This is a genomic window from Hymenobacter sp. J193 (assembly GCF_024700075.1).
GTDB lineage: Bacteria > Bacteroidota > Bacteroidia > Cytophagales > Hymenobacteraceae > Hymenobacter.
In genome coordinates this window covers 737,758-749,309 of record NZ_JAJONE010000001.1, presented here as the reverse complement: position 1 = coordinate 749,309, position 11,552 = coordinate 737,758, and the positions used below count along the sequence as shown (strand labels likewise).

At 59.4% G+C, this 11,552-nt stretch carries 10 protein-coding genes; 1 reads left to right on the top strand and 9 read right to left on the bottom strand.

Annotated features, from left to right (window positions below):
* The first annotated feature begins 208 nt into the window (after positions 1 to 208).
* Positions 209 to 1,864, top strand: a complete 1,656-nt coding sequence (locus LRS06_RS03180) for a DUF4838 domain-containing protein (RefSeq protein ID WP_257870147.1) — start codon at positions 209 to 211, stop codon at positions 1,862 to 1,864.
* 1,168 nt (positions 1,865 to 3,032) lie between these two features.
* Here the strand turns inward: LRS06_RS03180 and LRS06_RS03175 are convergent.
* The 9 genes from LRS06_RS03175 to LRS06_RS03135 form a co-directional block, all read right to left on the bottom strand.
* Entirely contained in the window at positions 3,033 to 3,203 is a 171-nt protein-coding gene (locus LRS06_RS03175) for a hypothetical protein (protein WP_257870146.1), read from the bottom strand.
* A gap of 86 nt (positions 3,204 to 3,289) precedes the next feature.
* A complete protein-coding gene (locus LRS06_RS03170) occupies positions 3,290 to 4,414 on the bottom strand; it encodes a cytochrome-c peroxidase (protein ID WP_257870145.1) in 1,125 nt (374 codons plus the stop codon).
* Between the two features lie 135 nt (positions 4,415 to 4,549).
* A complete protein-coding gene (locus tag LRS06_RS03165; protein ID WP_257870144.1) occupies positions 4,550 to 5,536 on the bottom strand; it encodes a hypothetical protein in 987 nt (328 codons plus the stop codon).
* Positions 5,537 to 5,572: 36 nt separating this feature from the next.
* Positions 5,573 to 6,631, bottom strand: coding sequence for a cytochrome-c peroxidase (locus LRS06_RS03160; protein ID WP_257870143.1), 1,059 nt, complete (start codon positions 6,629 to 6,631; stop codon positions 5,573 to 5,575).
* Positions 6,632 to 6,634: 3 nt separating this feature from the next.
* The gene (locus LRS06_RS03155; protein ID WP_257870142.1) at positions 6,635 to 7,402 is read right to left on the bottom strand and encodes an MbnP family protein; all 768 of its coding nucleotides are present in this window, start codon (positions 7,400 to 7,402) and stop codon (positions 6,635 to 6,637) included.
* A gap of 113 nt (positions 7,403 to 7,515) precedes the next feature.
* Positions 7,516 to 7,896, bottom strand: a complete 381-nt coding sequence (locus tag LRS06_RS03150) for a hypothetical protein (protein ID WP_257870141.1) — start codon at positions 7,894 to 7,896, stop codon at positions 7,516 to 7,518.
* A gap of 69 nt (positions 7,897 to 7,965) precedes the next feature.
* A complete protein-coding gene (locus LRS06_RS03145; protein ID WP_257870140.1) occupies positions 7,966 to 8,493 on the bottom strand; it encodes an NADPH-dependent FMN reductase in 528 nt (175 codons plus the stop codon).
* A gap of 121 nt (positions 8,494 to 8,614) precedes the next feature.
* Positions 8,615 to 9,370, bottom strand: a complete 756-nt coding sequence (locus tag LRS06_RS03140; RefSeq protein WP_196953075.1) for a succinate dehydrogenase/fumarate reductase iron-sulfur subunit — start codon at positions 9,368 to 9,370, stop codon at positions 8,615 to 8,617.
* A 192-nt stretch (positions 9,371 to 9,562) separates the two neighbouring features.
* Positions 9,563 to 11,539, bottom strand: a complete 1,977-nt coding sequence (locus LRS06_RS03135) for a fumarate reductase/succinate dehydrogenase flavoprotein subunit (protein WP_257870139.1) — start codon at positions 11,537 to 11,539, stop codon at positions 9,563 to 9,565.
* Positions 11,540 to 11,552 lie beyond the last annotated feature (13 nt).

Below are 11,552 nucleotides of genomic sequence, written 5' to 3'. Positions count from 1 at the left end.
GAGACCAGAAATGAAATGCTGGCGGTGGCCTGGTTTATATTAATGGCAATTAGGTTGTTACTTTTCTTGCATTCCTAGGCCTCATGGGGAATACCTACTGGCAGGGGTTACTTACCTGCTTATTGGTATACTCATTGCCATAGCGGCGTCAGAGCGCTGGCTTTTTAGCGGGTGTAGATTTTTTGACAAGCTGTGGCTTACGGGATAGGTGTCGAAGGCCTTGCCGCATCTACCAGCAAAAGCGTGCTTTCAAATTTCTATTTCAGTGAATAAAGGCTGCTGCCGCTCGTTGATTAGTGAAAACTATCAGCGCTTGATTTACCTTAAACTTTCCAACATGCATTCTTTTTTCCTGCCAGGACCATTTTTTAAATCAATTGTTGGCCTCACTTTTTTGGGAGCCTTGCTGGCCTTCTGGCTTTGTCCTCAGGCTAGTTGGGCACATCCTGGAGCGCAGGCCAATGGCTTCAACCTCGCTGAGCCTGCCGTTGTCCGTTACATTTACTTTGAAGATGCTGACCCTGCGTATGCCAAAAGTGCCGGGGACCTGGCCCAGGAGCTGAGCTTGTCGGGCGCTGCCTGGAAAGCCCAGGGTGTAGCGGGCACCTGGAACCGGACGGGTATTTTCCTGGGGTCTGTAGCCGTGCTGGGCAAGTATATGCAGCCGGATGAGGTAGTGGCGCTAACCAGCATGGAAAATGATGGGTACTGGCTGCACCTTCGGCAGAATGCGGGCTACGTGGCGGTACGCTCGGCAGCGGCGCTCAATCCGGCATCAGCTGCGTTGCGCTTTGCCTTGGGGTTCCGCTACTATCTGCCGAACCGTAACTGGGAATACTATCCGCGCCTTACCACCCTGCCCGACCTCAGCCAAGGACCTCCCAAGGCGTTAATGGCTAACCGGGGAATGTTTTACGGATACGGAGCCGGCAGCAAGAAATTAGAAGAAGAAACCACCCGCTGGAAATTGAACAATGGCCTGGCCATAGACAATGCCGTATCAACCGGGCATTCCTGGCCCGGGTTCTACTCCCGGCACAAAGCGGAGTTTGCGGCGCACCCGGAGTGGTTTGCCGCCGCCAGTGACGGTTCCCGGCGGGTGGTGCCAGCCAACGCCACAAGTGCACAGATGCAGAGCGTCAGCTTTTGCGTAACCAATAAAAAGCTGATAGCAGCCCTGCAGGCCGATGCCATTCAGCGCCTGCAGACCCAGAATATGTACTCGCTGGATCCCAGTGACGGAATGGACGAAAAGGCCGTTTGCCAGTGTGAGAGCTGCCAGCGTTTGGGCTCAGTATCCAACATCGTTTTTTACCTGGCTAACCAGGTTGCGGAAGCCGTAGGTAAAACTTTTCCCTACAAGCCTGGCAGAGGATTGGAGTTCAACAAGATGGTGGGCATGTATGCCTATGCCCAACACGCCTTGCCTCCTGATTTTCCGGTACACCAAAACGTGTTTGTGCTGGTGGCAACCGCGTATAACCATTCGCCTCTTTCCTATGATGAGCTGTTTGAGAGGTGGGGTGGGAAAGCGAGGGGCCGCTGGGGAATCAGGGATTATTGGGGGGGTGATGCAGTGGGACGAAGATCTGCCCGGACGATCAAAGCTCAGAGCGCCGGCTTACGCAGCAGAACTGCGCAAATTTGCAGCACAGGGTGCCGTAGCTATCAATTCCGAAACCATTGCCGGTTGGATGTCCCGCGGTATAGGCCAGTACACGGCAGCTACAGTACTGCGCGACGGCAGCCAAAACGCCGAGGAGCTAACCGAGGAGTTTTACACCCGCATGTTTGGTCCGGCAGCGCCTGTGCTCAAGCCTATGTTTACGGACTGGCAAACCCAGGTGTCGGGAATGCCAGCTGAAGAAGATGTGCGGACGTGGAGTCTAGCGGTTCAAAAAGCCCTTGCACTGGCTGATCGGGAAAAGAACCCCTTATTGCGGCGCCGGGTATTGGATATTGCGGCCTACCTGCACTATATAAATCTGCTGCGTAGCTGGAAAGCCACGCCCGCCGACCCCGGCTACGTCCGCTATAAGGCGCTGCTAAGCTGGGCCTGGCGTCTGCGGGAAACCGGCCTGATTGCCAGCCAGGCGCTGGTTCGCACGTTTGCTAACTCCAGAGCTCCAACCAAAGAGCTCCATTTTTCCAATGCGGCAGCCCTCTGGAAGCAGGCGGCAGCGGTTACGGATGAGGAAATTCTCAGGCACCTGACCGCAGATGTAGCATCTCTGAAAAAGCCAAGAGCGAATGTCAAATCAGTTGAGTACAACTATTCAGACTACTCGGTGTACCAGCCTGCCGTAGCCAGTAAAGAGGTTCACCATCAGTTTCGGGGAAACTTTCGCCTGGTGGTTGCGGGTGGGCCCAGGGGGAGCCTCGGACTGCGGGTTGGCTTGGTGAAGGGTTCCGGCAAAGGCGGCTCTATTCAGTTTGGGACGACCCCGGATGCAGCCGTAAAGTTGCCGATTGGGAAGCTGGTTGAGGTACCGGTACCCCAGGCAGGGCCCCAGCTAACTACAATCGTCGACAACAATAGTGGTGTGCAGCTAAGCTCACGCGCCGGGGTGAAATACAGTGTTTTTGCTAGCAAGCAGAGCCCTTTGCACAGCTTTGCCCGGAATGAGTGGTGCTTTCTGGTGCCGGAGGGTACCACTGTTTTTGGGATCTGGAAAAAAGGAGTATACACGCTTGTATCACCCAGCGGCCGCCGGATAACGCAGCAGACGAGTGGCGAACTGCTGGAGTATTACGAGGTAGGCAAAGCCGAGGCGGGCATTTGGAAATTGGAAGCTCAATCAGGCACCTTATACCTTATAGGCGTGCCTCCCATCCTGGCCCCAACGCCCGCCCACCTGATCGTGCCCAGCGAGAAAAGCAGCAAGGCAAAGTAAGCTGCCGACAGCTTCCCCTTAGCTAAGCAGTTCTGGTATGCGGCTTTCGTGGTTCGATCAGCCTGCGCTACTAACCCAAATGCAACAGCGCCGCCGGAGTAATCCGGCGGCGCTGTTGTTGTATAAAGGTGGAACAAATCAGGGTTGCAGAGGCGGGAACTGGCTGCTGGCGCTGGTATCGGCAATAGCCATAAACCGGTGGGCTGGCTCTGCTATTTCCCGATCTACGCTCAGGGGCCTGGTAACTGCGTGGCTGCAGGCGCCAAACAACGGCGTGAGCAGCAGCAAAGAGTACAAAGTGCGTTTCATAATGGGCCTGATACGGGAGGATACTCCCGGTGTTACTTACAGGTGAAAATATAACGCCAGCCAGTAATTATATAGTTCCGTGATGATTAAGGAGTAAATGGGTTGCTGAATTGCTTGTTTTGAACAAAGGTAGAGTCAGTGAGGGTGCGCAGGAACGCCAGCAACTGTTGCTGCTCCAGCGGGGTGAGGTCCAGCTTCGTACCCCTGGGTGTATTGGAAAGCAGCATGTTGGGGTCGAGAAAAGGGCTGTTGCGCTCCACATGCTCGTTGTAGTGGGCCAGCACTTCCTCCAGCGTCCTGAAGCGCCCGTCGTGCATGTAGGGGGCGGTGAGGGCAATGTTGCGCAGGGTAGGGGCCCGAAATTTGCCCTGATCAGTTGCCTGACCGGTAACGCCGCCCCGCCCGGCATCGGCAAACGTGGCATCCAAGCCATTATTGAAAAACTCCGGGGAGCCGAACAGCCCCGTGGTTTCGAGGTGGCAATGGTGGCAGGCTGCCCCGCGCACGAAAATGCCCCCTACCTCGCCGGGGTGGCTGCGGAACAGGAAAGCGCCCATCTGCTCGTCGCGGGTAAGGTCGGTTTCGTGGCGCAGGAACTGGTCGTAGCGGGAGTTGGCCGAAATCAGGGTGCGCTCAAACTGTGCCAGGGCCTTCAGAACGTTGGTTTCGGTAACCGTCTGGCTGCCGAAGGCCTTGGCAAACAAGGGCGGGTACAGCGCCGTCTGCTGTAGCTTGCGCACGCCCTCGCCCAGGCTCTGGTGCATCTCTACCGTGTTTTCGATGGGCAAACGCGCCTGGTCTTCCAAGGTGTGGGCTGCGCCATCCCAGTTCAGGTTGGGTTCCCACAGCACATTGGCCAATGACATGGTAGAGCGGGCGTGCTCCTGCCCATCGGCCCCAAGCGCCCGGGCCCGGCCATCAGTGAAAGCCTTGCTTTGCTGGTGGCAGCTACCGCAGGAAATGGAACTGTTGCGCGAAAGGCGGGGCTCGTAAAACAGCATTCGGCCCAGGGACACGCCTTCCTGCGTCAGCGGATTATCTGCCGGAATAGCGGGGCGGGCAGGCATGCCCGAGGGTATCTGCAGCTCGTAGGGCGTGGCGGCAAAGGGCGCTACGGGCTCAGCTTCTCCGCCTGGCTCACAGCCGCCCGCCAGCAAGGGCGCAACCGCCAAGGCCGGCCAGAAACGGCGCCAGAAAGAAAAGAAAGTCATGTGCCGCAACGTCTGATGAAAGAAACCAATAAACTTACTGAACCAGCCAGGGCAGAACAATTGTGGTGCCCCGGCTGGTTCAGTAAACGAAGCTACCAGCTGCCGGCGTATACCTGCAGCCGGCAGCGCCCAGGGCTAAAATAAGTATTTTGTTTGTTTGAAGCTGTAGCCCACCGCCAGCACGAGCCGGCCAGCGCTGGCCGGGTGGCCGGTAGCGGCGGTATACACCGGAAACTGGGCGCTGGCGTTCAACGACACGTTTTTGTAGTAGACATCCAGGCCGGGCCCGAGCAGCGCGTTGTTCATGGCGTGCTCCCCCGTTAGGCGGCCTTCGAGCGTTTCGCCTTTGGTCTTTTCGTAGAAAAACTGCGCCGAGGGGTACACCTGCCAGTCGGCCTGCAGCGGGAGGCGGTAAAACAGGTTCACAAATGAGCTGGTGCTGGGCGCGGTGCTTTCCTGAAAGGCGTTGCGATTAGCCCGGCGGTAGCTGGTATTCAAGCTCAGGCCTACGTTGCGGTAGCTGCCAATGTAGTTGAGGTACACGAACCCGTCGGTGGTGCCGGTGCCGGGTTGCGTGAGGGTAGGGTAGCGCCGCCCGGCTTCGTTGCGCCGCCGGAAGTCACCGGTGGGCAGCTTGGCGCCGCCACCCACAATCAGGCGGCTTTGTACGCCGGCCGTTTCAATGTTGCGCAGCAGGTGGTAGCCTGCAAACACCGTTACGTCGCCCAGCCCCGATTGCGTCAGCTCCCGGCCGTTGGCGAAGGACGTATTCATGGCGTACGGCACAAAGGCGTTTAACTCCAGCTTTTTAGCCAGAAAATACTTGGCGCGCAGCTCCACCACCCGAAATACTTCGTAGTCGTGCGGGTCGCCATTGTGGGCGTGGCGGTAGTTGTCGTCGTGGTTGAGGTGGCGGGGGAAAAACGTCCGGGCTCCGTTCGGGAAGAACCGGGGTTGCTGGCCAAGCTGCTGGTAGCCGTTGAAAGCCCGGTAGCGGTGCATCAGCGCCACGCTGCTTTGGTTGTCATAAGGCGTAATGCCCATAAAGCAGCCGCAGATGTCGCAGGCTTGTGCCCGGTAGGAGCCCAGCAGCAGAACAAGAAAAACAGGTAAAGACTTCATCGTGAAAATCCGAAAAAAGAAGTTGATAGCCAGCCCTTAGCGGTGAGTTTCGCTGAGCCGGGCATCGTGCAGAAACTGCTCATCGGTGAGCGTGGCCAGAAACGCCAGCAAATCGGCCTGCTCACCAGCCGTAAGCGGAATGCCCAGCCGCTTATCGGCGCGGCGGAGCTGCGGATCGAGAGTAGGGGACTCTGCCACGCCGTGGTCGTAGTGGGCCAGTACCTGCGTCAGCGTGGCAAAGCGCCCATCGTGCATGTAGGGGGCCGTGCGGGTCACATTGCGCAGGGACGGCACCTTAAAGCGGCCCCGGTCGGCGGCCCGCCGCGTAATTTGGGCCCGGCCGGAGTCGGCCGCAAAGCCGCCGGGCAGCCCGTTGTTGCGGTACGACTCATCGGTAAACAAATCCGTGGCGTGGCAGCTGGCGCACTTCTGCCGCAGCACCGACAGGCCGCGCAGCTCGGCGGGCGTGAGCGTGCCCCCGGCTTCGCCGCGCGCGTACTGGTCGTAGCGGGAATTGGCTGAAGTAAGCGAAGCTGTGAACTGCGCCAGGGCCCTTAACAGCTGCTGCGAATCGATAGGCTTGCGGCCGTACACCTCGGCAAAGCGGCGTTGGTAGTCGGCGTCGGCATTGAGCTTGCGCAGGACGTTTTCCAGCGTTTCGTCCATTTCTACCGGATTGGTGAGCGGGGCCAGCGGCATTGTTTCCAGGTGCTTGGCGCCCCCGTCCCAGAGCAGCTCCCGGCGCCAGCGCAGGTTCTGGAGCGCGGGCGCATTGCGGGTGCCCAGGCGGTTGTCTACCCCATGGCTAAGGCGGTGGTCGGAGTGGGCGAAGGCGGCAAACTGCTGGTGGCAGCTGCCGCAGGATACCTCGCCGCTACGGGAAAGCAGCGGATCATAGAACAGTACCCGGCCCAGCGCAAACCCGGCTGGCGTAGGCGGATTTTCCTCGGCAGCATACTGAGGAGCCGGAAAGTTGGTCGGCACCACCATGCCGGGCACCTCCTCCACGGGCGCGGCTTCATTAGCCGGTGAGCAAGCCAATGGGAGCCAGCCGGCCAGCCCGAGGGCCAGCCGGCACATCATACGGCGTACCATTGCCTAGTTGGCGTGCACGTGGTCCACTGTTATCATGCCGGCGGCCTGGTTGTCGGCTATGCGCACTGCATTGGCGCCGCCCATCACGTCGGAGGTCGTAGCGAAGCGGATGGTATTCACCCCGGAAAACAGCCTGAGCACGTCGGTTTGCAGGTGCACGGCCGGGGTTCGGCTTGGGCGAATCTGAATCGTGGCGCCTTTCAGGGAAGGCGAAACCGTGCGGATGGTGTTGTTGGGCTTTTTGAAGCCGCCGATATGAAAAATCAGCCCGCCGTTGGACGCCTGCGGGGAGGTGCCTTCCAGCTTGGTGTAGATGTAGCCGGAGTCCCAGGTCCAGAACATGTTGTTGATCGGGTCCAGCGCGCCGGTTTGGGCGCCCGACACGTTGCGGGTGCTGTCTACCCCAATAACAAAGCTCAGGGAAGTGTAGTCGCCGGCCGGTATTTTGTCCAGCGTGAAGGCCTTGGACTCTGCCTTGGCCTCATCCACCAGAAAGTAGCTTTCCGGCACCAGGTACGTGCTGCCATCGACTTTGCCCAGGGTGAAGTTGGAGAGGTAGTAGCGGAAGGTAGACACCGTGAACTCGTCGCCAGCCGGCGTGGAGTAGCTGCCGGTATTCAGAACCAGCGGCAGTTGGCCTACGAAGTGGTCTATTTCAATGTCGAGCGTGCCGGGCTGGGTAGGCCCCGGGTCCTTATCGTCGCAGCTGGTGAGCAGTGTGGCCGCAAAAAGCAGGGAAGTACTGAGAAGGGAAAACGAACGGAAATGCATCGAAGAAGCGCGTTAGGCTGAAAACTGAAAAGCACGGCCGGCAGCCACCCCTTCCTATCGGAGCGGCGGCAGCTGACCTGTCAAACCCCGGGCAGGGGCTTGAGCAACGGAGTTCAGACGTGTAGCGCGGGAGGATGCAGGAGGCTGTACGCCGGCGCAAAGGCGTAGCAGCTGGCTACGCTGGGCGCAAACTTGGCCACTGGGGTGTAGGCCGGCATAGGGGAGGGAACGAAGCAGGCCAGAGGAGGCAGCACTTCGTACTTGAGCTTGGCAAACCCCGACTGGGGCGCCTTACGCTCGGTTTCAGAGGCTTTGCGCAGCTGTTTGGCCAGGTGGCAGCGGCCGTTGCAGCGCATTCGGGGCTTGGCTTTGTTGATGCAGAACAGGCGTGTAATCTGTTCCTTCTGCAGCTGGTAATTCACGACCAGCAGCTCCCGACTAAACGTCTGGAGCAGAATCAGGCAGGTCAGGAATAAAGCCAGCAGACGCGTCACGGAGTAAACCTTTCAGGTGCTTTGGGTGCGCTAAATGTACGCACGCCCGCTAGAAAACAAGGCGCACTGCTACCAGGCGGCTACCTGGGCTGCCTGCTCGCGCAGGAGTTGGAGCAGCAAGGGCTGGGTAAGCTGGCCGTCCGGCGTCAGGTGGGCATCAATACCGGGCAGTCGCACGCGGGCGGGCAGCACGGTGGTGCCTAAGTACATGAGCACGTCGGTCAGGTGGCTGAGGGCCAGCAGGCCGCCTTGCTGCCCGGTGCCCAACCCCACCAGCGCCGCCTTCTTACCGCGGATGCCGCCGGGGTAGGGCAGGCCGTCGATGAATCCTTTGAGCGCACCCGGAAAAGAGCAGTTGTACTCCGGCACCACAAAAACGAGCGTATCGGCCTCTTCGGCCAGCCGGGCCAGCTGGTTGAACTCCTCGTGCTGGCCGGTATTGTGGTAGAGTGCTTCGGTTAGAAAGGCAGGCGGCAGCGCCACGAGGTCCAGGATCTGGTGCGGGGCCCCCAGCTCCGTCAGCAGCTGGGCATAGAGGTTGGTGACCTGCCGGGCGCGGGAGTTGGGACGGTTGGTGCCGGAAATCAGCGTTATCATAAAGCCTGGTATAAAGAGGAGGGCAGGCCGCTGCTCTGACGCAGCTTTCGGCCTTCGCTTCTGAAAAATAAAAAAGCGAACCGGAGGGCCGGTTCGCTTTCCTATAACTCAACCACGAAGGCTACGCAAGGTTATTCGAAGAAGCCTTGGCAGCCAGGAATTCGCGGTTCAGGATGGCAATATTTTCCAGCGAAATGCCTACCGGGCACTCAGCGGCGCAGGAGCCAATGTTGGTACAGGCGCCAAAACCCTCTTTGTCCATCTGAGCTACCATGTTTTCCACGCGCGACTTGCGCTCTACCTGGCCCTGGGGCAGCAAGGCGAGCTGGCTTACCTTGGCCGACACGAACAACATAGCCGAGGCATTTTTGCAGGATGCCACGCAGGCACCACAGGCAATGCAGGTAGCTGCCTCAAACGCACGGTCGGCAATTTCCTTTGGAATCGGAATTTCGTTGCCATCGGGCGTGCCGCCGGTATTCACGCTCACGTAGCCGCCTGCCTGAATGATGCGGTCGAAAGCCGAGCGGTCTACGCTCAGGTCTTTGTTGACGGGAAACGCGTTGGCGCGCCAAGGTTCGATGGTGATGGTGTCACCGTCGGAAAACTTGCGCATGTGCAGCTGGCAGGTGGTCGTGCCCTTCTCGGGGCCGTGGGCCCGGCCGTTGATGAACAGGTTACACGAGCCGCAGATACCCTCGCGGCAGTCGTGGTCGAAGGCCACCGGCTCCTCGCCTTTGCGCAGCAGGTCTTCGTTGAGCACATCCAGCATTTCCAGGAACGACATATCCGGGGAAATGTCTTTTACCTGGTAATCCACAATCCCGCCCTTGGCAGTGCGGTTTTGCTGCCGCCACACCTTCAGGGTGAGGTTCATTGGTTTGGCGTTGGGGTTACTTCCGGCCATTGTATTGTTGGGGACTTGGGGACTTAGGGACTTGGGTACTTGGTTTGTGGCCAGCCTGTCTCGGGTCCTGGATTTTCAAAGAGAAAAGTAATTAGGAACACGAAGGAAATTCTTGAGGCCTCAAAGACAACCAAGTCCCTAAGTCCCCAAGTTCCTAATTCCCTACTTGTAGCTACGCTGCGTGAGCTTGACGTTTTCGAACTGCAGCTCTTCCTTGTGCAGGACTTCGGGCTGATTGTCGCCCACGTACTCCCAGGCGGCCACGTAGGCGTACTCGTCGTCGTTGCGCTTGGCCTCACCCAGCTCGTCCTGGTACTCCTCGCGGAAGTGGCCGCCGCAGCTTTCGTTGCGGTTGTAGGCGTCGTCTATCATCAACTCGCCCAGCTCCAGGAAGTCGGCCACGCGGCCGGCTTTCTCCAGCGTCTGGTTCATGTCTTCGCTCACACCCGCCACTTTCAGGTCACTCCAGAACTCCCGGCGCAGCTTCTGAATCTCGGCTTTGGCGTGGCGCAGGCCTTCGGCGTTGCGGGCCATGCCGCAGTATTCCCACATAATATGGCCCAGCGCTTTGTGGAAGTCGTCGGGGGTGCGGGTACCATTGATGCTCAGTAGCTGCTGCACGCGAGTGCGTACGGCCGCCTCAGCTTCGTTGAAAGCCGGGTGCTCCGTCGTCACTGGCTTGGGGGCGGTTTTCGCCAGGTAATCACCGATGGTGTACGGAATTACGAAGTAGCCGTCGGCCAGGCCCTGCATCAGCGCCGAGGCGCCGAGGCGGTTGGCGCCGTGGTCGGAGAAGTTGCACTCGCCGGTAGCGTAGAGGCCGGGAATGGTGGTTTGCAGGTTGTAGTCTACCCAAAGGCCGCCCATGGTATAGTGCACGGCCGGATAGATGCGCATGGGCTGCTCGTAGGGGTTTTCGCCGGTGATTTTGGCGTACATATCGAACAGGTTGCCATACTTCTGGGCTACCGAGTCGGCGCCGGTGCGCTTGATGATGTCGGCAAAGTCCAGATACACGGCCAGGCCGGTTGCGCCCACGCCGCGTCCTTCGTCGCACATCTGCTTGGCATTGCGCGAGGCCACGTCGCGTGGCACCAGGTTACCGAAAGCGGGGTATTTGCGCTCCAGGAAGTAGTCACGCTCCTCTTCGGGAATGTCCTGCACCCGAATCTGACCGGCGCGCAGGCGCTCAGCCATTTCCTTGGTAGCCGGCACCCACACGCGCCCGTCGTTGCGCAGGCTCTCCGACATCAGCGTGAGCTTCGACTGGTAGTCGCCCGATACGGGAATGCAGGTGGGGTGAATCTGGGTAAAGCAGGGGTTGGCAAACAGGGCGCCTTTCTTGTGGGCGCGCCACGGGGCCGTCACGTTGCAGTATTTGGCGTTGGTGCTCAGGTAGAACACGTTGCCGTAGCCGCCAGTAGCCAGCACCACCGCGTGGGCGGCGTGCTTTTCAATTTCGCCTGTAATCAGGTTGCGCGTGACGATGCCGCGTGCCCGCTTTTCTAGCGTAATTTCTCCCGTTTCCTTATCTTCTACCTCTACATCTACCACTACCACGTCCAGCATTTCGGAGCGGGTGTAGAGCTTCACTTTGCCATAGGCCACCTGCCGGCTCAACGCCGAATAGGCGCCCAGCAACAGCTGCTGCCCGGTCTGGCCACGGGCGTAGAACGTGCGGCTTACCTGTGCGCCCCCGAAAGAGCGGTTGGCCAGCAGCCCACCGTACTCACGGGCAAAGGGTACGCCCTGGGCCACGCACTGGTCAATGATGTTGACCGACACCTGGGCCAGCCGGTACACGTTGGCTTCGCGGGCCCGGTAGTCACCGCCCTTGATGGTGTCGTAGAACAGGCGGAACACCGAGTCCCCGTCGTTCTGGTAATTTTTGGCAGCGTTGATACCGCCCTGCGCGGCAATGGAGTGCGCGCGTCGGGGGGAGTCGTGGTAGGTGAAGGCCTTTACGTTGTAGCCCAGCTCGGCCAGCGAAGCTGCCGCCGAAGCGCCAGCCAGGCCCGTGCCTACCACAATCACGTCGTACTTGCGCTTGTTGGCAGGGTTGACGAGCTTAACGTTGAACTTATGCGTGTCCCACTTCTCGGCCAGAGGGCCTTCGGGAATTTTGGAATCCAGGTTCATCGGGTGGACGAGG

Bases quoted from the DNA above. Each gene is read 5' to 3' on its own strand.
- LRS06_RS03175 (WP_257870146.1), bottom strand. From the start codon at position 3,203: ATGAAACGCACTTTGTACTCTTTGCTGCTGCTCACGCCGTTGTTTGGC.
- LRS06_RS03170 (WP_257870145.1), bottom strand. From the start codon at position 4,414: ATGACTTTCTTTTCTTTCTGGCGCCGTTTCTGGCCGGCCTTGGCGGTT.
- LRS06_RS03165 (WP_257870144.1), bottom strand. From the start codon at position 5,536: ATGAAGTCTTTACCTGTTTTTCTTGTTCTGCTGCTGGGCTCCTACCGG.
- LRS06_RS03160 (WP_257870143.1), bottom strand. From the start codon at position 6,631: ATGGTACGCCGTATGATGTGCCGGCTGGCCCTCGGGCTGGCCGGCTGG.
- LRS06_RS03155 (WP_257870142.1), bottom strand. From the start codon at position 7,402: ATGCATTTCCGTTCGTTTTCCCTTCTCAGTACTTCCCTGCTTTTTGCG.
- LRS06_RS03145 (WP_257870140.1), bottom strand. From the start codon at position 8,493: ATGATAACGCTGATTTCCGGCACCAACCGTCCCAACTCCCGCGCCCGG.
- LRS06_RS03140 (WP_196953075.1), bottom strand. From the start codon at position 9,370: ATGAACCTCACCCTGAAGGTGTGGCGGCAGCAAAACCGCACTGCCAAG.
- LRS06_RS03135 (WP_257870139.1), bottom strand. From the start codon at position 11,539: ATGAACCTGGATTCCAAAATTCCCGAAGGCCCTCTGGCCGAGAAGTGG.